The organism is Pseudomonas sp. 2FE, from assembly GCF_005503735.1.
Taxonomy (GTDB): domain Bacteria; phylum Pseudomonadota; class Gammaproteobacteria; order Pseudomonadales; family Pseudomonadaceae; genus Aquipseudomonas.
Window position 1 is genome coordinate 65,106 of the sequence record NZ_SCMO01000005.1, and the last position, 21,207, is coordinate 86,312.

The following is a 21,207-nucleotide window of genomic DNA, read 5'->3' on the forward strand; positions in this document are numbered from 1 at the left end:
AAGACAAAACCGGCTCACAAGGAGCCGGTCTTTTTACATCACCTGAGCCAGCATCCCTGCCACTCAGGCCCATCACCACAAGCACTCAGACGCTCAAAACACCTCGCCCTTGGTCGCCTTCTCCAGCAACAGCGCCGGCGGCTCGAAGCGCTCGCCATACTGTTCGGCCAAGTACTGCGCCCGGGCGACGAAGTCCTGCAAGCCGTATTGGTTGATGAACTGCAACGCACCGCCGGTCCAGGCGGCAAAGCCGATGCCGAAGACCGAGCCGATGTTGGCGTCGGCGGTCGAGAGCAGTACGCCCTCTTCCACGCAACGCACGGTTTCGATGGCCTGGATGAACAGGATGCGGTCGCGCACATCGATCTGCGGAATTTGCGCATCAGGCTTCTCGAAGCGGGCTTTCAGCTCCGGCCAGAGCTGTTTCTTGCCGTTCGCCGGGTAATCGTAGAAGCCGCCATTGGCCGCTTTGCCTGGGCGTTTGAACTCATTGACCATCAGGTCGATGACCTTGAATGCCGGGTGCTGCACTATGGTTTTGCCTTCCGCTTGCAAGTCCTTGATGGTCTGCGCGCGGATGTGGGTCATCAGGCTCATGGAGACTTCATCGGCGATCGCCAGCGGGCCGACCGGCATCCCGGCTTTGCGCGCTTCAGTTTCGATCATCGCCGCACTCACCCCCTCACCGAGCATGGCCACACCTTCGTTGGTGAAGGTGCCGAACACGCGGGAGGTGAAGAAGCCACGGCTGTCGGTCACGACGATCGGCGTCTTCTGGATCTGCAGCACGTAGTCGAAGCCCCGCGCCAGGGTTTCCTCGCTGGTGTGCTTGCCCTTGATGATTTCCACCAGCGGCATCTTGTCCACCGGGCTGAAGAAGTGCAGGCCGATGAACTTGTCCTGCCGCTGCACCGCCTTGGCCAGGCCGCTGATCGGCAAGGTCGAGGTGTTGGACGCGATCACCGCATCGCTCAGCGCATTGCGCTCGGCGGCGGCGGTGACCTTGGCTTTCAGCTCACGGTCTTCGAACACCGCTTCGATGATCAGATCGCAACCGGCGAAATCCACATCAGAGTCGGTCGCCTTGATCCGCGCGAGGATGCCGTCACGCTTCTCGGCGCTCATCTGGCCACGGGCAACTTTCTGCTCCAGCAACTTAGCGGAGTAATTCTTGCCCTTCTCGGCCGCTTCCGCGGAGAGGTCTTTCAACACCACGTCGATACCGGCAAGCGCCGAAACGTAGGCGATACCCGCGCCCATCATGCCGGCGCCGAGCACGCCGACTTTCTGGGTGACATAGGCTGCCGGACCTTTCGGGCGCGAGCCGCCGGCGTTGATTTCATTGAGCTGGAACCAGAAGGTGCCGATCATGTTCTTCGCCACCTGGCCGGTGGTCAGCTCGGTGAAGTAACGCGCCTCGATGATCTGCGCGGTGTCGAAGTCGACCTGGGCGCCCTCCACAGCCGCGCACAGGATCTTCTCCGGCGCCGGGAAGCAGCCTTTGGTCTTGTCCCGCAGCACGGACGGAGCGATGGCGAGCATCTGGGCCACGTTCGGGCTGGACGGTGTGCCGCCGGGGATCTTGTAGCCTTTGACATCCCAGGGTTGCACGGCAGTCGGGTTGGCGGCGATCCAGGCGCGGGCCTTGGCCAGCATCTCGTCGGCGTTAGCGGCGAGGTCGTGGATCAGCCCGGCTTTCAGCGCATCCTGCGGCCGGACTCTTTTGCCTTCAAGCAGGTAGGGCAGCGCCTTTTCCAGGCCGAGGATGCGCACCATCCGCACCACGCCGCCGCCACCTGGCAACAGACCCAAGGTGACTTCCGGCAGGCCGAGCTGCACGCTGCTGTTATCCAGGGCGATCCGCTGATGGCACGCCAGGCAGATTTCCCAGCCACCGCCGAGAGCCGCGCCGTTGATGGCGGCGACCACGGGCTTACCGAGCGTTTCCAGACGGCGCAGTTGGCCTTTGATGCGCAGGATCATCTGGTAGAAGTGGTTGGCGTCGGCTTTGCCGACCTTGATCAACTCGTTCAAATCGCCGCCGGCGAAGAAGGTTTTCTTCGCCGAGGTGATGATTACACCGGCGATGGAGTCCTTCTCGGCTTCCAGCCGCGCAACGGTTTTGCCCATGGCCTCGTGGTAGACCGCGTTCATGGTATTGGCGCTCTGGCCGGGCATGTCGATGGTCAGGACGACGATATTGTCCTGGCCTTTTTCGTAGCGAATGGCGTCAGTCATTTTTATAACCCCATAGGTGGGGGAGCTCTTCAGGGGCGGCGCGAGCGAAGATCAGGCAAGGCGGAAATCGGCTGGGAAGCGGAGTTTACAACTGTAAATGAGCATTCCCGGACGATTTCAGCATGGTGCGCGTAGCCCGCAGCAGCCACTGAAAGCTCCTTAGATTCGTTCAATAATCGTGGCAATACCCATACCGCCACCGACGCACAGCGTGGCGAGGCCATAACGCAGATTGCGCGTCTCCAGCTCATCCAGCAGGGTGCCGACGATGGCGCAGCCGGTGGCGCCGAGGGGGTGGCCCATGGCGATGGAGCCGCCGTTGACGTTGACCTTGTCTTCCGCCACGCCCATGTCTTTCATGAACTTCATCACCACCGAGGCGAAGGCTTCGTTCACTTCGAACAGGTCGATGTCGTCCACACTCAGCCCGGCCTTGGCCAACGCCTTGCGGGTGGCCGGCGCCGGGCCGGTGAGCATGATGGTCGGGTCGGTGCTGGTAACCGCCGTGGCGACGATCCGCGCACGCGGCTTGAGGCCCAGTTCCTTACCTTTGGCCGCAGAGCCGATCAGCATGGCCGCGGCGCCATCGACGATGCCCGAGCTGTTGCCTGGGGTGTGCACGTGGTTGATGCGCTCGACATGGCTGTACTGGCGGATGGCCGTCGCGTCGAAGCCCATCTGGCCCATCATCTCGAAACTTGGCTTGAGCGCGCCCAAACCGGCGAGGGTCGAGTCGCCACGAATGAATTCGTCGTGGTCGAGCAGGACGATGCCGTTCTGGTCGGTGACCGGGATCAGCGATTTCTTGAACGAGCCGTCGGCGCTGGCACGGGCGGCTTTCTGCTGCGAGCGCAGGGCGAAGGAATCGACGTCGGTGCGGCTGAAGCCTTCGAGGGTGGCGATCAGATCGGCGCCAATACCCTGCGGCACGAAGTTGCTGCTGATGTTGGTTTCCGGGTCCATGACCCAGGCGCCGCCGTCGGAGCCCATCGGCACGCGGGACATGGACTCGACGCCACCGACCACTACCAGGTCTTCGAAACCGGAACGGATTTTCATCGCGCCGAGGTTGATCGCTTCCAGGCCCGAGGCGCAGAAACGGTTGATCTGCAGGCCGGAAACGCTCACGTCCCAGTTAGCCACCATCGGCGCGGTCTTGGCGATGTCGGCGCCTTGATCACCCACTGGGGTTACGCAGCCGAGGACAATGTCATCGACCTGGCTGGTATCGAGCTGGTTACGCTCTTCCAGGGCCTTGAGCAGGCCGGCGATCAAGTTGACGGGTTTGACGCTGTGCAGCGCGCCATCCTTCTTGCCTTTGCCGCGGGGGGTGCGCACCGCGTCGAAAATGAATGCTTCGGTCATGGCGTCCTCTGTCCTCCAATTAGGAGGTGTAGGTAGCGGCGTAAACCTCAGATTGCACGTCAGCAAACCTGAAATCGCCTGTTCTTGTTTGGCCGGTACACCTTAACGTTAGAGGTGACACGCTCAATGACCGAAATGCTCAGGGCCGTTGACCGCTTTGCTCAGACGAACGGTCGATAGCCACCCGGCCATTGGCCAGCATGAAAGAAATGTGTCTGGCGCAAGGCTTGCCCGAGCATTGTGCGCTGACTGGCATAACTGAGTGCTACTAGCCGCAAGCTGCTTGATACCAAGTCATCTAAGCGAAGTGTGATGCGGCCCCTAGAGTTGAAAGGGCTAGGTGTCGTTGCCGGGTTTTGCCGGAACGATTTGTGAGTCCACGCCTCGGCGTGACGCGGTGACCCGACGAGCCTTGAGAGCGGGTACTCGGCGCCACACCAACAAGAACAAAAGGCAGAAGGCCATGTTTAAACAGCCAAAAATCCGGCAAGCCAGCTTGATTGTGTTTGCCACCGCGGTGATTTTGATTCTTCCCAACCTAACGCGTCTGATCAGCTGACCGTCAGCCTTTCCAGTCGCTGCGCACTGCCTTTGGCAGTCAACGCAGCGCTGGCAGCCGCCACGGCAGCGGCAAGCAACTGAACGGCAAAAACGTCAAACAGCCTACGTGTCGCTTCACAGAACACAGCCTACAGACACCCTGTGCAGCCCGCGCGGTTCTGGCGCGGCTACTACCCCCAGTAGTCGCCCGGCGGCGCCGGCAATTGACCGAGCAACTCGCGCAGACCGCGGCACCATTGCTGGCGAATCTCTTCGAAGTAAGCATCGCCCTCGTGCACCCGAAAGCCTGTCGGCACTTCCAGGCTGTCGGCTCGGTACACCAGCAAGTCCAGGGGCATCCCCACCGAGAGGTTGCTGCGGATGGTCGAGTCGAAGGAAATCAGCGCGCAACGCAACGCCTGCTGCAAGGTCGTCTGGTGGCTGAGGGCGCGATCCAGGATCGGCTTACCGTATTTGCTTTCACCGATCTGGAAGTACGGCGTGTCCTCGGTGGAGGCGATGAAATTGCCCTGCGGATAGAGGTTGTACAGCGCCGGCGCTTCGCCGCGGATCTGCCCGCCGAGCAGAAAGGAGCAGCCCAGGTCTACGCCCTGAGTCAGGGTGGCCGCCCCACCGTCACGAGTCAGCACTTCACGCACGGTATCGCCCACCAGCGTGGCGGCGGCGAACAGGCTCGATACAGAGTGCAAATGCTCGCCCTCCCCGTTCAGACGGTGGCGCAGCAGGCTGATCACCGATTGCGAAGTGGCCAGGTTGCCGGCGCTTTGCAGCACGATCAAACGCTCACCCGGCACACCGAACACATGCAGCTTGCGGAAGGTCGCGATGTGATCGACCCCCGCATTGGTGCGTGAATCAGAAACGAACACCAGCCCTCCGGCCAGGTTCATGGCAACGCAATAGGTCATGCTTCACCTGTAACGAACAGATGCGCCCGCTGCAGCTGCAAAGGCTGCACCGGGCGCTATTGAGTATCCTGCTGGCGCAGTGCTACTGCTGTTGTACGCGCAACAGCGGGGAAACTTCCACATGCGCGTGCATCTGTTCGCTGCCGCCGCCGCGCCGCATGCCGCGCACCGGGCATGCGTCCAGGTAATCCAGACCGACTGCCAGCTTCAAATGCCGCTCGGGTTTGGCCAGGCAGTTGGTCACATCGAAGCTGTACCAGCCGCCGTCCAGCCAGGCTTCGGCCCAGGCGTGGCTGGCCAGGTGGGCGCTGCTGTCGGTGTACAGGTAGCCGGACACATAGCGCGCCGGAATGCCCAGGCTGCGGGTGCAGGCGAGAAACGCGTGGGCGTGATCCTGACACACCCCCTGACGCCCGGCGAAGGCTTCGGCCGCGCTGGTCTCGACCGCCGTAGTGCCCGGCAGGTAGCTGATGTGCGCATTCAAGGCGTGCATCAGTTCAATCAACCCGGTGCGGTCACGACGGTTCTTGCTTTGCTCTTTGGCGAACTCGCGCAGCGCCTGATCCGGCTCGGTCAGACGGGTGACGCGCAGAAACGGCAAGGCCGACTGGCGCTCGTGCTCGGCCTCGCTCAGCTCATCGATCTCGACCTGGCCGCGGGCACCGATGACGATGGACTCATGGGGCTCGTCCAGGGTCAGCACGTGCAGGATATTGCCGTAAGGGTCGAGCTGGGCACGCACCGGGCGCGGCAGGTTGAGCTGCCAGTTGAGCACCCGCTGGCGCTCACTGTCATGGGGGGTCATACGCAGGTACTGGATGCTCGCGCGCACCTGATCTTCGTAGTGGTAGGTGGTGTCGTGGCTGATGGACAGTCTCATGCGACCTCCAGGTAGGAACTGTGAATGGCTTGGCCCAACTGGCGCACCAGCAGGATGAAATCGGTGAGCCAGCCATGCAGGCCCTCACCCAGGACTTCGTTGATGCTGGTGTAGCGCAGGCGCGCCTCCAGCTCCGCCGCCAGGCGCTGAGCCGGGCGACCGTTCTCGCCCGGCAAGCTGGCGAGCATCAGGTTGAGTTCATCCATACAGGCGCGCAACGAACGCGGCACCTCTGGACGCAGCAGTAACAGCTCGGACACTTTGCGCGTGCCCGGCGAGCCCCGGTAAATCTCGGCGAAGGCCTCGAACGAGGACAGCGCGCGCAGCAGTGCGCTCCACTGGTAGTAGCTGCGCGCCGGGCGACCATCGGTTTCGTCGATATCCTCGCCGAGCATTTCGTAGCGCGCATCGAGCAGGCGCAGGGTGTTGTCGGCCCGCTCGATAAAGGTGCCGAGGCGGATGAAGCGGTACGGGTCACCCCGCATGATGGTGCCGAAGGTGGCGCCACGGAACAGGTGCGAACGCTCCTTGACCCACTCGCAGAAGCGGCTGATGCCATAACGCCCCAGCCCCTGCTCGGCGATGCCGCGAATCTCCAGCCAGGTGGCGTTGATGTTCTCCCACATGTCCGCGGTGATGCGCCCGCGCACCGCATGGGCGTTGCTGCGCGCCGCCCCCAGGCAGTTGTAGAGGCTCGCCGGGTTCTGCGCATCCAGGGCGAAGAAATGCAGCATGCGCTCGGCATGCAGCGGGCCGTGACGAGTCAGGTACTCGTCCAGGGTGCCGGTGATCAGCAGCGGCAGGGCCAGTTCTTCCAGGCCATCGCCGCGACCGTCCTGCGGCATCAGCGACAGCGAATAGCTGACCTCGAGCATCCGCGCGAGGTTCTCGGCACGCTCCAGGTAACGCGACATCCAATACAGATCAGAGGCAGTTCTACTGAGCATGATGCGATTCCTTAATCCTCGACGACCCAGGTGTCCTTGGTGCCGCCGCCTTGCGACGAGTTGACCACCAGCGAGCCTTCGCGCAGCGCCACGCGGGTCAGGCCACCGGGCACCAGGCGGGTTTCCTTACCGGACAGGACGAAGGGCCGCAGGTCGATATGCCGCGGCGCTATGCCGTTCTCGACAAAGGTCGGGCAGGTCGACAGACACAGGGTCGGCTGGGCGATATAGGCCTCCGGCTTGGCGATCAGCCGTGCGCGGAAGGCTTCGATTTCCGCCTTGCTCGCCGCCGGCCCGACCAGCATGCCGTAGCCGCCGGAACCCTGGGTTTCCTTGACCACCAGCTCCGACAGGTTAGCCAGCACATGGGACAGCTCTGCGGGCTTGCGACACTGCCAGGTCGGCACATTCTTCAGGATCGGCTCCTCGTCCAGATAGAAGCGGATCATGTCGCCGACGTAGGGGTAGATCGACTTGTCGTCCGCCACGCCGGTGCCGATGGCGTTAGCCAGCACCAGGTTGCCGGAGCGATAGGTCGAGAGCAGCCCCGGCACGCCGAGCATGGAGTCCGGGTTGAAGGCCAGCGGGTCGAGGAAGGCGTCGTCGAGCCGCCGGTAGATCACATCCACCTGTTTGGCGCCGGCGGTGGTGCGCATATAGAGCTTGTCGTCGCGGACGAACAGGTCGGCCCCCTCGACCAGTTCCACCCCCATCTCACGGGCGAGGAAGGCATGCTCGAAATAGGCACTGTTGAAGCGCCCTGGCGTGAGCACCACCACGTTGGGATTATCCAGCGGGCTGGAGGTCTTCAGGGTGTCGAGCAGCAGGTTCGGGTAGTGATCGATGGGCGCGACGCGCTGGGCGGCGAACAGCTCGGGAAACAGGCGCATCATCATCTTGCGGTCCTCGAGCATGTAGCTGACACCGCTCGGCGTGCGCAGGTTGTCTTCCAGTACGTAGTAGCTGCCGTCGCCGTCGCGCACCAGGTCGACGCCGGCGATATGCGCATACAGATCGCGGTGCAGGTCGAGGCCCTGCATCGCCAACTGGTAGCCCTCGTTAGCCAGCACCTGCTCGGCGGGAATGATCCCGGCCTTGATGATGCGCTGGTTATGGTAGAGGTCGGCGAGGAACATATTCAGCGCCTGCACCCGCTGGATGCAGCCGCGCTCGACCATGCGCCACTCGCTGGCCGGAATACTGCGCGGAATGATGTCGAAGGGGATCAGTCGCTCGGTGCCCTGGTCGTCACCGTAGAGGGTGAAGGTGATGCCTGCGCGATGGAACAGCAGGTCGGCCTCTCTGCGGCGCTGGGCCAGCAGCTCAGCCGGGGTGTCCGCCAGCCAGCGGGCGAACTCCCGGTAGTGCGGGCGGCAGTCGCCGTTCGCCTGGTACATCTCGTCATAAAAGGTGCGGTTCATGCCGTACTCCTTGTCACCCGGACGTACTAGAGCACTGCAAAGCCCGAGCCAGCAGACTTATTCCATACAGATCAAAAGGTTACAGGCAGAGCAAAAATTCGACGCACCACTACCGCGCAGCGCAGTACCCGCCTCGGTTCGCCACGCCCCATGGCGCAGCGGCCCGTCTCTGGCTCTAGCTTGGGCAGGCTCGATTTCACCGGGGGGGCGAGCTACGCATAATCGGCAGGACTATGTCTGAGTTAGCGGTTACAGGGCGCGCATTGGAAAAACGCAAACTCGTAGGCTGGGTAGAGTGCAACGAAACCCAGCCAGAACCGTTGCTGGGTTTCGCCGAAAAACGGCTCTACCCAGCCTACATCCTGTCGATGTTATGGCAGCACAGGGCCAGTGAAACCCGCGCTCCTTGTCGGCCGCTCGCCCCAGTCCCTGGAGGCTACGTCGGCGTTAGCGGTTACAGGACGCGGATTGAAAAAACGCAAAAACTGTAGGAGCAAGCTCGCTCCTAGGAGGAGCTGCAGTCCAGCGCCATCGGCAGCCTTTGGCGTGGATGTCGGCAGATCCGACTCAAGCAAACGCCAGTTTCAACCAATGCCGATAAAACCCTTCCGCCACCTGGTTGAGCGCCGCCACCTTAGTGGGCAGGTCGTCGAGCATCTGCCTGCGGGGCTGCTGGCTCGGTTGCGTTTCGTCGAGCAGATGAACCCAGTCGGTCAGCCACAGGCGCACCAACTCTTCGGTCATTTCCGGGTGGCCTTGTAGTGCTAGCACCTTCTCGCCCCAGGCAAACGCCTGGTTGGGACACCAAGGGCTGGATAACAGACGCTGCGCGCCTTCGGGCAGGTCAAAGGTATCGCCATGCCACTGATAAACCGGGAACTCCTCCGGCAGGTGTGCCAGCCAGGGGTTGCCTGCCGCTTGACTCGACTGACAGAGCGGCTGCCAACCAATCTCGCTGTAAGGCATGCGGTGAATTGGGGCGCCCAACGCCTTGGCCAGCAGCTGGCCACCCAGACAGTGACCGATCAGGGGAATATCGCGCCGAATAAAATGCCGCAATGCGGCAATTTCTGCCCCAATCCAGGGCAAGGGATCATTGACGCTCATCGGCCCACCCATGATGGCTACCGCCTTGGGCCGGTCGAGGTCATAGCCCTGCAACTCGCCTAAGTCGGCGCGTAACACGCAGAAGTCGAGCTGCTGCGCATCCAGCACACGGGCCAGATGACCGGCAGGACAAAAATCAGCATGGGTGAGAATCAGGATATCGGTCATGACTGAACTACCTCTTTTTCTCAGTCTGACGCAAACGCCGTGCCGTGGTCGAGTAAAGGAAACGTCTGATTTGGCGGGGTATTTGGCAACACCGACCAACCTCGCGGTCAGCCGGTGCGTTCTGGCCGAGGCTGCGCCTTAGAACCTGCTCACGATCCGCTCCGGGCTTCGCGCGTGATGCTGCAAAAATTGGATCGTGAACAGGTTCTTAGACTCGCAGCCCCTCGATCTCCTGAGTCACGCCCCAGCCATCGAGCACACCTCCGAGCGGTGCGACCACTAATTCCAAATCCTGCTCGAAGTCGCCAATGCCGTCGTAGGTGGCATACATCACTTTGCTGATCAGTAGGTGCCAGGCCCCGTCTTCGCGCGCGGTTACCTGGGCGTTTAACGACTCACTGCGAAAGTTTTTAGCCGCCATCCGGGCCCGCTCCTCGTCCGGGAAAATGGCGTAGAACTCGATAGGATGAATACGGGCGAAATCAAAGCCGCCCTCTTTCATGCGACGCAGAACAGTACTGCTGACATCATTGTGCAAGGACGTGTTCATGAAGCGACCCCCTCTCAAGCGATGGATGGATAGACCGCTTTCCCATTGCTGCTGCCAACCCAACGGCGCTGGCGTCGCGACACGCTCGTCAACCGTGTCGCCCGAGGATCAAGCGTGTGGCTGCTTGATATGGCATAAGCCAGACCTACGACAGAAGTCTGGTCGACGGCGGGCACTCAGAGCGAGTGACCAGAGCCGTCTCCTTCAGGGTAGTGCTCCCGGGTAAGGTCTGCTGGCCCGCGAGACAACTTATGGCAAGAGCGGCGACCGGCGGCGCCCAGCTCTGCCGCCAGACTGGCGAGCGCGGCATGGTTGATCTCCAGCAAGCCGACCTTCCAACCCCGCGCATGGAACAAGCGCGTGGTCGCGGCGCCGATGCCGGAAGCGGCACCGCTAATCAGAATATTGTCCATCTCAGCGCCCCGGCTGCTGGAGAAAATCCGCCACCCGGATCAAGGCCAGATCGGCCACATCGAGCAGGCCGGCATGAGCCTGGAAGACATGCCACAACCCCGCATAGCGCTCCAGTTTGACCGTCACCCCGGCGGCATCGGCTTGCTCGGCGAAGCGCAGGCTGTCGTTCAACAGCAACTCATCCTCGCCCACCTGAATCAGCAAAGGCGGCAACCCCGTCAGGTCGGCGTACACCGGCGACAGACCCGGATCGCGGCGATCCATGCCCGCCGGGCAATACAAGCCGACCGCCTGCTGAATCCAGGCCGGGTGAAGCAAGGGATCGCCGGCTGGCGGCTTATGCAGTTGGCTGCAGCTGGCATCCGTCCAGGGCGAGAAGCACACCAGCGCGGCCGGCAGCGGTAGCCCCAGCTGTTTTAAACGCAGCGCGGTGATCAGGCTCAGATTGCCGCCAGCCGAGTCGCCGCCGATCACGATCTGCGCAGCCGTATAGCCCTGCCCGAGCAACTCGCGATAAGCCGCCAGCGCATCCTCCAGCGCCGCCGGATAGGGGTGCTCGGGCGCCAAGCGGTAATCCAGCGCACACACCGCCATGGCGCAGCGTTTGGCCAAGTTGCCGGTGATGCTGCGATGGGTCGCCGGTGAGCCGATCAGGTAGGCGCCGCCATGCAGGTACAGCAGCACACGGCCACTGTCCTGCGCCGGACGATGCCACTCGCAGGCTCTGCCCGCCAAGGTGCCGCTGGAGCGTTCAACGTCACGTGGCGCCACGGAAGTAGCGGTGAGGCCACGGATAATCGCGCGCTGCCCGGCAATCGGCATCGGTGGGCGTACCAGGCCACGGAACAACAGGCGCAAGCTGCTGCGCAATACGCCAGCCAGCAGGCGTTGGCTCAGGCGCGGGCGGTCTGGCAGTTCAACGCGTGCAGTCATAGTGCTTCAGCTCCGGCGTGCGCGCGTGTTGGCGATAGGTGAAGGTGAAGCCCGGCCAGTTATTGGTGTTCTTGCCGGCCGCGGTCTTGTACCAACTGGTGCAGCCTTGCTCCCAGATCGAGTGCTGAATCACCTTCTGCAGACGCTGGTTAAACGCCTGCTGCACCGCCGGTTTCACATCCAGATAGCGCAAGCCCTGCGCAGCGAGTTGCTGGATGCAACCCAGCACATAAGGGAACTGGCTCTCGAGCATATAAATGATGGAGTTGTGCCCCAGGTTGGTGTTCGGCCCATACAGAATGAACAGATTGGGGAAGCCGCTGACGCTGATCCCCAGATAGGCCTCGGCGCCCTCCTGCCAGGCCTGATTCAACTCACGCCCGCCGAGCCCCTTGATCCGCATCGGCGCGAGAAAATCCGTGGCAGCAAAACCGGTGCCGTAGATGATCGCATCCACCTCGCGCTCGCGGCCGTCCGCCGTCACCACGCCCCGCTCCGTCACCGCGCTGATGCCGTCGTTGACGATCTCTACATTCGGCCGGGCCAACGCCGGGTAATAGTCGTTGGAGATGAGGATGCGCTTGCAGCCCATCGGGTAATCCGGGGTCAGTCGGCGGCGCAAGCCTGAGTCTTGGATGCCGCGCGTCAGGTGCAGGCGGAAGGCCAGTTTCATCAGCCGCATCAGCGGCGGAAAGGTGGAAAAACCCAACACCCGCGACTCGTGCTGGAGGTACTTGAGCATCCGGTCGAGCTTCTGCAACCCAGGCAAGCGGCGCATCACGGCCAACTCCCAGGGGCGGTAAGGACGATCCGGTTTAGCGATCACATAGGCCGCCGAGCGCTGGAACAGGTGCAACTGCGCCACCTGCGGCGCAATTTCCGGGATGAACTGGATGGCACTGGCCCCCGTGCCGATCACCGCCACCCGTTTACCGCTCAGGTCGTAGGCGTGGTTCCAGCGCGCCGAGTGGAAGGCCTCGCCCTGAAACCTCTGCAACCCCGGAATTCGCGGGTAAGCCGGGCGATTCAGCTGGCCACAGGCGCTGACCAAGGCCTGCGCAGTGAACAGCTCGCCCGCCACGCTGGTGACCCGCCAGAGCCCTGCCGACTCATCGAACTCGGCGCCGGCCACTTCCGTGTTGAAGCGGATCTGCCGACGCAGGCCGTACTTGTCCGCGCAGTGCTTGAGGTAAGCGAAAATCTCCGCCTGCGGGGCGAACTTGCGCGACCAGTCGGTTTTCGGCTCGAAGGAAAACGAATACAGGTGCGAAGGCACATCGCAGGCGGCGCCTGGGTAATGGTTATCGCGCCAGGTGCCACCGACTTCGGCGGCCTTCTCCAGCAACAGGAAGTCGCCGATGCCGGCCTTCTGCAACTGGATGGCCAAACCCATGCCGCCGAAACCGGAGCCGATAATCAGCACGCGCAAAGGCGCGGCCGATGGGGATGCTTTATTCATTGTTTGATCCCTGATGGTTCTCTGCGCTGACAGTGCAACCTGTGCAGCACCGCAGGCAATGCGGATCAGTAGATGCTAATGCGCCACTCGCCGGACCGTTATGGCATAGTCGGCCAATAATTGTGCGATTCGGACAAAGATGTCGGACAAGATGTCGAACAACCCGCAAACCACCTGGCCGCCCCGCCGCAGTGCCATCAGCGTGCAACTGCTGACCCAGTTCGGTCTCGACCAGGGGCTTGCGCTTGAGCGCTGCCTGGCAGGCACCGGCCTGGATCTGGCGTTATTGGCTGATCCGGGCGCGGAGATCGATGCCGAACAGGAGCTGAGCCTGATCCGCAACCTGGTGGTTGCCCTCGGCCACCTGCCCGGTATCGGCCTCAAGGCCGGCCTGCGCTACCACCTCAACACCTATGGCATCTGGGGCTTCGCCCTGCTCAGCAGCCCGACCTTTCGCAGCGCCGCGCAACTGGGCCTGCGCTACCTGGATCTGACCTACGCCTTCCACGGCATGCGCCTGGAAGAAATCGGCGATGAAGCGCATCTGCTGCTCGACGAACGCAAGGTGCCCGATGACCTGCGCAGCTTCATCCTCGAACGTGACGCCGCCGGGATGATGAGCATCCAGCGCGATCTGACCAACATCCGCCTGCCGCTCAAACGCGCCAGCTTCCGCATCCCCGCCCCCAGCGACTTGACGCCCTATCAAGAGTTGTTCGGCCTGACGCCAAGCTTCGACGCCACGGACAACCGCATCGTCTTCGCCCGCGACCTGCTCGACCGCCCCCTGCCCGGCGCCAACCCACAGGTAGCCCTGCATTGCGAACAACAATGCAATGCCTTATTGGCCAAACGCCGAGTACGGGCCGGCCTGAGTGGGCGCATCCGCAATCGCCTGCTGGCCCAACCCGGGCAACTGCCGGCTATGGAGCAACTGGCCAGCGAACTGCACATGACCTCCCGCACCCTGCGCCGCCGCCTGGAGGAGGAAGGCAGCAGCTTCCGCCACTTGCAGGAAGAAGTGCGCCAGGCCCTGGCCGAAGAACTACTGGCCACCGGCGGCCTGACCCTGGAAGAAATCGCCGAGCGCCTGGGTTATGGCGAAGTCTCCAACTTTATCCACGCCTTCAAACGCTGGAAGGGCGTGACGCCCAGGCAGTACCGGACGCAGCAACAGCTGTAGCCTTGTGGGCGGGTTTTACCCGCCCTACCAACTTTCACCCTTATCGACCAACCACTAAAAAGGGACCTCACGGCCCCTTTTTAGTGCTCAAGCAGCTGCCATCAATGGCTACCCGGCTTGCCGTCCACGACCCCTGCGGTGTTATCCAGCAAGCTCTTGGTCGCCGTTTGCAGGAAGGCTTCGAGGTTTTTCTTCAACGCGGGATCGATATCGCCCGGCACGCGTTCGGCTTTGGAGTTGGCCCCTAGCTGGTAATCGTACAGGCGCGGCTCGAAGCCCTTGGGCTGGATCAGGATGCGGTTGGGCGTGACGATGGCGACGGTCTGTTCGCCGCCAGAAGGTTTGATCACGCCAATACCCTGATCGCCTTTCGGCAGGTTGAGCAGGTCGCGGCCCCAGCACTGGTGGCGTACTTCGCCACCGAGGCGGCCCATGATGGTCGGCACTATGTCGATCTGGGTGCCGACGGTGTCGCGGCTGGCGCCGAATTTCTCCTGAATGCCCGGGGCGATCAGCAGCAAGGGCACGTTGAAGCGGTACAGGTCCATCTCCGTCAGTTGTTCGTTGCTGGCAAAACCGTGGTCACCGACGATGACGAACAGGGTGTCCTTGAAGTACGGCGCTTTGCGCGCCTTCTCGAAGAACTGACCCAGGGCCCAGTCGGAATAACGCATGGCGGTCAGGTGCTCATCCAGTGAGCCGTGACCGCTAACGCGCTCTACCGGCAGGTCTTTCGGCAAGGCGTACGGCGTGTGGTTGGACAAGGTTTGCAGCAAGGCATAGAAGGGTTTTTCGCCAAAGTTCTGCTCCAACTCTGCCGCGCCGCGGTCGAACATGTCCTGGTCGGACACGCCCCAGGTCGGGTCCATGAACACCGGGGCGACAAAGTCTTCGCGACCGATGAAGTCGGTCATGCCTTGGTTGCTGAAGAACCCCGACTGGTTGTCCCACTGGAAATTGCCGTTGTAGACATACAGGTTGTCGTAATCGCGGCCGCTGAGCAGTTGCGGCAAGCCGGAGAACTTGTGGCCGCCTTCCGGCATGCGCATCAGGTACTCGAAGCTGGGCAGGTTGGGGAAGCAGGCCATGGTGGCGAACATGCCCTGGTGGGTATGGGTGCCATTGGAGAAGAAGCGCTCGAACAGCAGGCCTTCCTTGGCCAGTTTGTCGAAGTTCGGGGTGATGTTGTCCGGGCTGCCCAAGGCGCCGACGTAGTGGCCGGCGAAGCTCTCCATCAGGATCACCACCACATTGCGGATCGGCAGGGTGCCATCGGCCGGCGGCGTGAAGTCGCGGCGGATGGCGGCCTGGCCGGCATCCACCAGCTTGTCGTTCGGCGTCAGTAGCATTGCACGGACCGCCTGCAGGGCTTCGGCATCCGCCATGGTCGACTTCCAGGCATTCTCCCGGTGCGACGAAAAGCTGGCCTGGGCCGCCGACACCAGGGTCAGGGTGCCGTTCAGGCCCAGCTGATTGGCGAACATCGAGTCGGTGGTGAAGGCATCGCCCCAGCGCAGCGGTGGCCCCTGACGTACGGTGCCGCGCGCCGCCAGAACGGCCAGTGCCAGACACAGCACAAACGCCATACCACGCCAGTGCCAAGGCGCCGAATGGCGGGCGGCAGAGGACGGCCGCGCCGCCGAGGCTGGCGGCCGGCTGAGGGAGTCGAGGCCCTTGAACAGATTGGCCAGCAGCCAGGTCGCCAGCGCCCAGCCCAGCAGGTAGCGGCCAACCGGGAAGCCGTGCCAGAGCATGCTGAGCACCGTCTGCGGGTCTTCCTGGAAGTACTGGAACACCAGGCTGTTCAGGCGCTGGTGAAACTGGCGGTAGAAATCCAGTTCGGTCAGCCCGAGAAACAGGGTGAGGCTGGCGAACGCCGTCAGCCAGAGGCAATGCAGGCCACGAGCCGCCATGGCACGAACGCTGAACAACGCCAGCAGCAACGGCACGCAGGCAAACACCACCACCCGCAAGTCGAAACGCACGCCGTTGAAAAAAGCTTCGGCAAAAGTCGCGGCGGGAGTGACACCGATCAACTCTCGGTTGTAGACCAGCAGGGCCACACGCAGCAGCGAGTACATCAGCAGCAAGACCAAGGCGCTCAAGAGCGTGAACGCGAGGTGACTCTTCACCGTGGGGCGGAATAAGCGCGATGAGGAATGCTGGTTACTCAGGGCGTCCGTGTTAGCCATGTTGTTTAGGATCCGTTCGGTAGACGTTTGATTTCGAGAATGCGGTTACGCCCTTGTTCGGCCAACAAATAGCGGCCAGGTTCCAGGGCGATGATGGTCTGAATCGAGCGCAAGTGCTGGAGAATGACTTGCAACTGTCCCGCCGGGTCGAGCAACAGCACCCGAGCCATATGGGTGGCGTCTTCGGTGATCCACAGACCGTCGGCGCTGCACAGCAGAAAGCCCGGCTCGTTGAGGTTGGCCTGCACCAGCTTGTCCTCGCCGGTGGCCTGCCACTGCTTGATCCAGCCTTTCTTCTTCTCGGTGAAGAACAGCCGACCATCGGCGCAGGCGGTGATGGCTTCGCCTTCATCCAAGCCGTCGCGCAGGGTCACGACCTCGCCGTTTGACGGGTCGTAACGCAGCAGGCGGCCGAGTTTCTTGTCCTCGATGGCATAGAGGTAGTGTCCGTCGCTGGCGACGCCTTCGACGTTATCGGCACTGAACAGCGGCTCGGCCTGGTTGCCCTGCAACAGCAGCACGGGCAAGCGCCCGCCTTCCTGGCTGACCGCCACGCCATCGCGATACAGGGCCAGGCCATCGGGTTTCGACAGGCCGCTCAACACTGCCTTGAGGCTGCCGTCGGTGCTGCGTCGGAGGATAGTGCCCTTGCCGTCGGCAAACTCCTGGCTGATGAACAGCGCGCCCTGCGCATCACGCACCAGCGCGCTGACCCGCTCGATGCCATCGTGAAAGACTCGGTAGTCCCAGCCAGGAGCGGCCAGCACCGGGCACAAATGCCGCCACGCCGGATAAGCCAGAGCAGGAACCAGCGCGGTGACGACAAAGAGCATCAGCCAACGCCGGAACTTAGGACGCAGTTGCATCGACATAACCCCAATCAGCAGCAGACGACTCGAAAAAAGCCGCGAGAGTCTCCTAAATGGGATGTGAAAATTCTGTCGAAAGGCCCTGGTCCAGCGTTCTGACCTGTAAATACAGGTTCCAACCAGGCACAAAAAAGGGCCCGAAGGCCCTTTTCCTGACGCAGTTTTGATTCAGTCGTTACTCGGCTTGTTCACCGCTTGCAGCACGTACTGCGGCAGGGCGAATGCGCCCAAATGAACTTCCGGGTTGTAATAACGAGTCACGATACCGCTGCCGGCGAAGCGCTGGCGCAGGGTGTCCAGCGGCAGCTTGCGCAGCTCGGCGTTGGTCGCGCCCCAGGCGAAGGTCATCGCGCCGCCGATATAGGTCGGCACTGCCGCCATGTAAAAGTGCCAGTCGGCGAACAGGCCATCCATGCGGCTGGCGGTGGTCTGTACCTCACTGAGCTGCATAAAGGGCGTACCGTTCTGGGTGACCAGGATGCCGCCCTCGTTCAGGCAGCGGCGGCAGGCCTGGTAGAAGTTCTCGGAGAACAGCACTTCACCCGGGCCGATCGGGTCGGTGGAGTCGGAGATGATGACATCGAACTTCTCCTCGGTGGTCGCGACGAACCGCATGCCGTCGTCGATCACCAGCTTCAGCCGTGGGTCGTCATAGGCGCCCTGGGAGTGGTTCGGCAGAAACTCTTTGCACATCTCGACCACGGTGCCGTCGATCTCGACCATGGTGATGTGCTCGACGCCGCGGTGCTTGCTCACTTCCCGCAGCATGCCGCCGTCGCCACCGCCGATGATCAGCACCCGCTTGGCCGCGCCGTGGGCGAGGATCGGCACGTGGGTGAGCATCTCGTGGTAGATGAATTCGTCGGCTTCGGTGGTCTGGATCACGCCGTCCAGCGCCATCACCCGGCCCATGCGCGGGTTCTCGAAAATCACCAGATGCTGGTGTTCGGTGCGCACTTCGTGCAACAGCTTGTCCATGCGAAACCGCTGGCCATAGCCTTCGTAGAGGGTTTCTTGATAATCGCTCATGGGTCTATCTCCTCTGTCCTGCCGTCAACTAAGGGCTATCGCCCCATGAAAGGCGCGCATTCTACGTGGGCAGCCCTGACAGGTCGAACCTTGGATCGGCTGCAACGGGCCAGAAGGCGCCGCGAAAAGCGGCCAAAGCGGATTCGAAAGCAAGTTTCGGGAAGACAATCCAGGGCGCTGAACGCTATCGTCAACCCATGAACGACGCCCCTGAACTGCCCGCCACCCTAGTCCGTCTCCCCTATCTGCCGCCCTGGAACTGGCAGCAGTTCCAGCAGTACTTCGCCCTGCGCTGCCTGCCCGAGGTGGAACGCCTGACGCCGCACGGCTACCAGCGCAACTTCCAACTGGGTACGACCAGCGGTTGGTTCAGGCTGCGCCCGCTGGCCGAAGAGGCGGCTCTGGAGCTCAGCCTGAGCCCTTCCGCCAGCAGCCTGACCCAGCCGCTGGTGACACGGGTGCGGCGGATGTTCGACCTGGATGCCGACACCGCGCCGATTGCCGCGCATCTGCGCAGCGACCCGCTGTTGGCGCCCTTGGTCGAGCGCTACCCAGGCCTGCGCCTACCCACGGCCTTCGATCCGTTCGAACAGGCGGTGCGCGCCATCGTCGGTCAGCAAGTCACAGTCAAGGCCGCGGTGACCATCACCGGACGGCTAGTGACGCGGCTGGGCGAAACGCTGGCGGACGCGCCGGCAGATAGCCCGCAACGGCTGTTCCCGACTGCCGAAGCCATCGCCGCTAGCGTGCTGGACGGCATCGGCATGCCCGGCAAGCGCGTGGAAACCCTGCAACGCTTCGCCCGCGCCGTACACGAGGGCAGCCTTGCCCTGCATGCCGATGACGGCGTGGAAGCACTGGTCGGGCGCCTCTGCGCACTGCCGGGCATCGGCCCCTGGACCGCTGAATATATCGCCCTGCGCGCGTTCGGCGTGGCGGATGCCTTCCCGGTTGCCGACTTGGGCCTGCTGAAAGCACGGATCTGGGGCGACGGTGGCATCAGCGCCCGCACACTCGCGGCCCGGGCCGAAGCCTGGCGCCCCTGGCGCGCCTACGCCGCCATGTATCTCTGGCAAAGCTACGCAGAGGATTGAAGCCATGTATTACCGCTACCACGACAGCCCACTCGGTCCCCTGCTGCTCGCCGCTGATGACCAGGGCCTGCGCCTGCTGCATATGGATGCGGCGCAACCCTGGGAACTGGCGCAGGACTGGCGAACCGCCACACAGCAACTGGATGACGCCTGCCGGCAACTCGACCAGTACTTCGCCGGCCAGCGCCAACAGTTCCAACTGCGCCTGGCGCCGGCCGGTACGCCGTTCCAGCGTGAGGTCTGGCAGGCCTTGCTGGAAATCCCTTTCGGCCGCACCTGTAGTTATGCCGATTTGGCCCAGCGGATTGCTCGGCCGCAAGCCGTGCGCGCCGTCGGCACCGCCAATGGTGCCAACCCGATCGCGGTGGTCATCCCTTGCCATCGCGTGATCGGCAGCAACGGCACCCTCACCGGTTACGCCGGCGGTTTGGAGCGCAAGCAACTGCTGCTACAGCTGGAAGGCGCGTGGTTGCTCTAGGCTCTGTTGACGTAAGCGAGCAATGTAGGGTGGGTTAGCCGCAACGCGGCGTAACCCACCATCGGCACCCAAGGTGTCGCCAATCGCCGGCCTACCGGGCCGGTTGGTGGATTATGGCCGGTGGCCTAATCCACCCTACGTCGAGATGCTTTAGAAGCTGTTGAGGTCGATCGGCGCAAAACTGGCCACAGTCGGATGCCCCGGCAATTCACCCCCCTCGCGGGCCAGGCCACAGGTCGGCATACCGGCCTGCTGCGCGGCGTCCAGCTCTTGCACTATGTCCGAGAGGAAGAGGATTTCATCCGCCGGGCGACCGATGCGCTCGGCGATGCGGGCGTAGGACGCGGCCTCGCGCTTGGGCCCGGAGGTGGTGTCGAAGTAGCCGGAGAACAGTGGCGACAGGTCACCGGCGACCGAACAGCCAAAAATCAGCTGCTGCGCCTGGATCGAGCCGGAGGAATAGACGTACAACTCATAGCCCTCCGCCTTCCAACGTTTCAGCGCTTCCACCGCATCCGGGTAGACGTGCCCCTTGAGCTGGCCCGCCTGATAGCCCTCGGCCCAGATCATGCCTTGCAGCGCCTTGAGCGGCGTGGCCTTGCGGTCTTCGGCGATCCAGCCCAGCAGTATCTCGATCAGCCGCGGCAAATCCGCCTGCGCTTCGCCACTCTCGGCCCGCACAGCCGCCAGTTGCGCCGCCACGTCCGGTTGCTCGGCATTCTTCCGGACAAAATCCGGCAGATGGCGCGCGGCATAGGGAAACAACACCTCGAAAACAAAACTCACCGCGCTGGTGGTGCCTTCGATGTCGGTGAGTATGGCTTTGATCGACATGATTAACTCCAGAAATTGCTGCTTAGGCGTCAGTCTTCCAAGCGCGGGAAGTGGCTGGCGATGTCTTCGCCCGTGAACTGCGCGACCCAGCCCTCAGGATTATTGAACAGCCGGATCGCCACGAAATGCGGATGTTCACCCATATCGAACCAGTGCCGGGTGCCGGCGGGCACCGAAATCAGGTCGTTCTTCTCGCAGAGCACGGCGTAGACGTAATCCTCGATGTGCAGGGTGAACAAGCCGCGACCGGCGACGAAGAAGCGCACTTCGTCTTCCGCATGGCGGTGTTCAGCGAGGAACTTGGCGCGTAGTTCGGCCTTCTGCGGGTGATCGCGGGTCAAGCTGACCACATCGACGGTGACATAGCCGCGCTCGCTCATCAGTTGCTCGATCTGCGGGCGATAGGCAGCGATCACTTCATCCTGCCCCGCGCCGGCGGCTATCGGTGCGGCGGCTTGCCAGCGTTCGAAACGTACGCCGACCGCCGCCAGGGTCGAGGCGATGTCTTCCAGATGGGTCAACACCTTGTTCGGCAGATCGGGGGAGGATTCGTGGTAGACGGTCAGGCTGCTCATTT

18 protein-coding genes and 1 pseudogene are annotated in these 21,207 nt (G+C 62.8%); 3 read left to right on the top strand and 16 right to left on the bottom strand.

What is annotated here, in order from left to right; translation table 11 throughout:
* Positions 1-93: 93 nt before the first annotated feature.
* From FFS12_RS10875 to FFS12_RS10925, 11 genes and pseudogenes are all read right to left on the bottom strand, one after another.
* On the bottom strand, positions 94-2,238 hold the full coding sequence (locus tag FFS12_RS10875; protein WP_137886844.1) for a 3-hydroxyacyl-CoA dehydrogenase NAD-binding domain-containing protein: 2,145 nt from the start codon (positions 2,236-2,238) through the stop codon (positions 94-96).
* 159 nt (positions 2,239-2,397) lie between these two features.
* Positions 2,398-3,603: an acetyl-CoA C-acetyltransferase gene (locus FFS12_RS10880; RefSeq protein WP_137886845.1), complete on the bottom strand. Its 1,206-nt coding sequence runs from the start codon at positions 3,601-3,603 to the stop codon at positions 2,398-2,400.
* Between the two features lie 731 nt (positions 3,604-4,334).
* Positions 4,335-5,072 (bottom strand): proteasome-type protease, encoded by a 738-nt coding sequence (locus FFS12_RS10885; protein ID WP_137886846.1) that lies wholly within the window; start codon positions 5,070-5,072, stop codon positions 4,335-4,337.
* Between the two features lie 82 nt (positions 5,073-5,154).
* Entirely contained in the window at positions 5,155-5,952 is a 798-nt protein-coding gene (locus FFS12_RS10890; RefSeq protein WP_137886847.1) for a transglutaminase family protein, read from the bottom strand.
* Entirely contained in the window at positions 5,949-6,899 is a 951-nt protein-coding gene (locus FFS12_RS10895; RefSeq protein WP_137817773.1) for an alpha-E domain-containing protein, read from the bottom strand. The genes FFS12_RS10890 and FFS12_RS10895 overlap by 4 nt, the downstream gene beginning before the upstream one ends.
* An 11-nt stretch (positions 6,900-6,910) precedes the next feature.
* A complete protein-coding gene (locus tag FFS12_RS10900; protein ID WP_137886848.1) occupies positions 6,911-8,320 on the bottom strand; it encodes a circularly permuted type 2 ATP-grasp protein in 1,410 nt (469 codons plus the stop codon).
* A gap of 567 nt (positions 8,321-8,887) precedes the next feature.
* Complete coding sequence (locus tag FFS12_RS10905) at positions 8,888-9,595, bottom strand: type 1 glutamine amidotransferase (protein WP_137886849.1); 708 nt, start codon at positions 9,593-9,595, stop codon at positions 8,888-8,890.
* A gap of 208 nt (positions 9,596-9,803) precedes the next feature.
* Complete coding sequence (locus tag FFS12_RS10910; RefSeq protein WP_137886850.1) at positions 9,804-10,145, bottom strand: ribonuclease E inhibitor RraB; 342 nt, start codon at positions 10,143-10,145, stop codon at positions 9,804-9,806.
* A 257-nt stretch (positions 10,146-10,402) separates the two neighbouring features.
* Positions 10,403-10,558 (bottom strand): annotated as a pseudogene (locus FFS12_RS10915) (SDR family NAD(P)-dependent oxidoreductase); the annotation flags it as partial.
* Between the two features lies 1 nt (position 10,559).
* A complete protein-coding gene (locus FFS12_RS10920; protein ID WP_137886851.1) occupies positions 10,560-11,492 on the bottom strand; it encodes an alpha/beta hydrolase in 933 nt (310 codons plus the stop codon).
* A complete protein-coding gene (locus tag FFS12_RS10925; protein ID WP_137886852.1) occupies positions 11,476-12,951 on the bottom strand; it encodes an NAD(P)/FAD-dependent oxidoreductase in 1,476 nt (491 codons plus the stop codon). Before FFS12_RS10925 ends, FFS12_RS10920 begins: the two co-directional genes overlap by 17 nt.
* Before the next feature lie 139 nt (positions 12,952-13,090).
* Here FFS12_RS10925 and FFS12_RS10930 point away from each other — a divergent pair, with 139 nt between their 5' ends.
* On the top strand, positions 13,091-14,134 hold the full coding sequence (locus FFS12_RS10930) for an AraC family transcriptional regulator (protein ID WP_256657366.1): 1,044 nt from the start codon (positions 13,091-13,093) through the stop codon (positions 14,132-14,134).
* A 101-nt stretch (positions 14,135-14,235) separates the two neighbouring features.
* Here the strand turns inward: FFS12_RS10930 and FFS12_RS10935 are convergent, their stop codons facing one another.
* The 3 genes from FFS12_RS10935 to speE all read right to left on the bottom strand — a co-directional run bounded on the left by FFS12_RS10935 (position 14,236) and on the right by speE (position 18,224).
* The gene (locus FFS12_RS10935; protein WP_137886853.1) at positions 14,236-16,326 is read right to left on the bottom strand and encodes an LTA synthase family protein; all 2,091 of its coding nucleotides are present in this window, start codon (positions 16,324-16,326) and stop codon (positions 14,236-14,238) included.
* A 5-nt stretch (positions 16,327-16,331) separates the two neighbouring features.
* The gene (locus FFS12_RS10940) at positions 16,332-17,192 is read right to left on the bottom strand and encodes a strictosidine synthase family protein (protein WP_256657367.1); all 861 of its coding nucleotides are present in this window, start codon (positions 17,190-17,192) and stop codon (positions 16,332-16,334) included.
* A 171-nt stretch (positions 17,193-17,363) separates the two neighbouring features.
* Positions 17,364-18,224 (bottom strand): polyamine aminopropyltransferase, encoded by an 861-nt coding sequence (gene speE, locus FFS12_RS10945; protein ID WP_137886855.1) that lies wholly within the window; start codon positions 18,222-18,224, stop codon positions 17,364-17,366.
* Positions 18,225-18,421: 197 nt separating this feature from the next.
* Here speE and FFS12_RS10950 point away from each other — a divergent pair, with 197 nt between their 5' ends.
* Positions 18,422-19,318: a DNA-3-methyladenine glycosylase gene (locus tag FFS12_RS10950; protein WP_137886856.1), complete on the top strand. Its 897-nt coding sequence runs from the start codon at positions 18,422-18,424 to the stop codon at positions 19,316-19,318.
* Between the two features lie 4 nt (positions 19,319-19,322).
* The gene (locus FFS12_RS10955) at positions 19,323-19,796 is read left to right on the top strand and encodes a methylated-DNA--[protein]-cysteine S-methyltransferase (RefSeq protein WP_137886857.1); all 474 of its coding nucleotides are present in this window, start codon (positions 19,323-19,325) and stop codon (positions 19,794-19,796) included.
* Positions 19,797-19,946: 150 nt separating this feature from the next.
* Here the strand turns inward: FFS12_RS10955 and mtnC are convergent, their stop codons facing one another.
* Entirely contained in the window at positions 19,947-20,630 is a 684-nt protein-coding gene (mtnC, locus tag FFS12_RS10960; RefSeq protein ID WP_137886858.1) for an acireductone synthase, read from the bottom strand.
* Between the two features lie 29 nt (positions 20,631-20,659).
* Positions 20,660-21,205: an acireductone dioxygenase gene (locus tag FFS12_RS10965; protein ID WP_137886859.1), complete on the bottom strand. Its 546-nt coding sequence runs from the start codon at positions 21,203-21,205 to the stop codon at positions 20,660-20,662.
* Positions 21,206-21,207 lie beyond the last annotated feature (2 nt).

Bases quoted from the DNA above. Each gene is read 5' to 3' on its own strand.
- FFS12_RS10900 (WP_137886848.1), bottom strand. From the start codon at position 8,320: ATGAACCGCACCTTTTATGACGAGATGTACCAGGCGAACGGCGACTGC.
- FFS12_RS10890 (WP_137886847.1), bottom strand. From the start codon at position 5,952: ATGAGACTGTCCATCAGCCACGACACCACCTACCACTACGAAGATCAG.
- FFS12_RS10885 (WP_137886846.1), bottom strand. From the start codon at position 5,072: ATGACCTATTGCGTTGCCATGAACCTGGCCGGAGGGCTGGTGTTCGTT.
- FFS12_RS10880 (WP_137886845.1), bottom strand. From the start codon at position 3,603: ATGACCGAAGCATTCATTTTCGACGCGGTGCGCACCCCCCGCGGCAAA.
- FFS12_RS10935 (WP_137886853.1), bottom strand. From the start codon at position 16,326: ATGGCTAACACGGACGCCCTGAGTAACCAGCATTCCTCATCGCGCTTA.
- FFS12_RS10905 (WP_137886849.1), bottom strand. From the start codon at position 9,595: ATGACCGATATCCTGATTCTCACCCATGCTGATTTTTGTCCTGCCGGT.
- FFS12_RS10950 (WP_137886856.1), top strand. From the start codon at position 18,422: ATGAACGACGCCCCTGAACTGCCCGCCACCCTAGTCCGTCTCCCCTAT.
- speE (WP_137886855.1), bottom strand. From the start codon at position 18,224: ATGAGCGATTATCAAGAAACCCTCTACGAAGGCTATGGCCAGCGGTTT.
- FFS12_RS10955 (WP_137886857.1), top strand. From the start codon at position 19,323: ATGTATTACCGCTACCACGACAGCCCACTCGGTCCCCTGCTGCTCGCC.
- FFS12_RS10930 (WP_256657366.1), top strand. From the start codon at position 13,091: ATGTCGGACAAGATGTCGAACAACCCGCAAACCACCTGGCCGCCCCGC.
- FFS12_RS10920 (WP_137886851.1), bottom strand. From the start codon at position 11,492: ATGACTGCACGCGTTGAACTGCCAGACCGCCCGCGCCTGAGCCAACGC.
- FFS12_RS10895 (WP_137817773.1), bottom strand. From the start codon at position 6,899: ATGCTCAGTAGAACTGCCTCTGATCTGTATTGGATGTCGCGTTACCTG.
- FFS12_RS10965 (WP_137886859.1), bottom strand. From the start codon at position 21,205: ATGAGCAGCCTGACCGTCTACCACGAATCCTCCCCCGATCTGCCGAAC.
- FFS12_RS10925 (WP_137886852.1), bottom strand. From the start codon at position 12,951: ATGAATAAAGCATCCCCATCGGCCGCGCCTTTGCGCGTGCTGATTATC.
- FFS12_RS10940 (WP_256657367.1), bottom strand. From the start codon at position 17,192: ATGCAACTGCGTCCTAAGTTCCGGCGTTGGCTGATGCTCTTTGTCGTC.
- FFS12_RS10910 (WP_137886850.1), bottom strand. From the start codon at position 10,145: ATGAACACGTCCTTGCACAATGATGTCAGCAGTACTGTTCTGCGTCGC.
- FFS12_RS10875 (WP_137886844.1), bottom strand. From the start codon at position 2,238: ATGACTGACGCCATTCGCTACGAAAAAGGCCAGGACAATATCGTCGTC.
- mtnC (WP_137886858.1), bottom strand. From the start codon at position 20,630: ATGTCGATCAAAGCCATACTCACCGACATCGAAGGCACCACCAGCGCG.